The organism is Nioella nitratireducens, from assembly GCF_001879715.1.
Taxonomy (GTDB): domain Bacteria; phylum Pseudomonadota; class Alphaproteobacteria; order Rhodobacterales; family Rhodobacteraceae; genus Nioella; species Nioella nitratireducens.
Window position 1 is genome coordinate 1 of record NZ_MNBW01000073.1, and the last position, 699, is coordinate 699.

At 53.9% G+C, this 699-nt stretch carries 1 protein-coding gene; it reads left to right on the top strand.

Annotated features, from left to right (window positions below; all coding sequences use genetic code 11):
• Positions 1-397 (top strand): PIN domain-containing protein (locus BKY27_RS19635; protein ID WP_146636326.1); only part of this gene is annotated, 397 nt, incomplete at its 5' end.
• Positions 398-699 lie beyond the last annotated feature (302 nt).

The following is a 699-nucleotide window of genomic DNA, read 5'->3' on the forward strand; positions in this document are numbered from 1 at the left end:
TGGAAAAGCCCGGTCGCCTTCGAACGGAAAGTGGCCTAAACGAGCACTTGGGGCGGCACAAAGACGTGACAGGTCCAGTTTGAGCCTACCGGACCCTGACGATCAACATGTGCTGGCAGCGGCGATCAAGTGCTCGGCTCAGATCATCGTCACAGAGAACCGGAAGGACTTTCCTGCGGACGTTTTGGATCAGTATGGGGTCGAAGCCCTTGGGGTTGATGATGTTCTGGCGAATACCTACGATCTGTTTCCCATAGAAGGGGCCCGTGCCCTCCGAACGGTAAGGATGCGATACGACAACCCACCGTTCACGCCGTCTGAGTTCTTGTTGGACCTCACTAAGTGCGGAATGCCTAAGCTCGCGGCCATGGCCAGGCATAGCATCGAGTATCTCTGATGCTTGGCTTCTGATCTGCAACGATATCGCAACGAAACGGTCGGATTCAGGGGCGTCAGGACAAACGCTTCGTCAAGAAACAAACGGATTTCTGCCCACCACTATGTGCCAAATCGCCTTCGGGAGGCAGGGGTCGGAGGTTCGAATCCTCTCACTCCGAACAATATTTTCAATAGCTTAGATGGCTCCTGCGTATGTGCTTACTGCTTTGATAGGCAAATAGTAGGGTAAGCGGTGCGCCGTTCACACGTGATTGCCGTAATTCCAGGGCAGCAGCAGGTTGATATCGGTTTGTTTGTGCC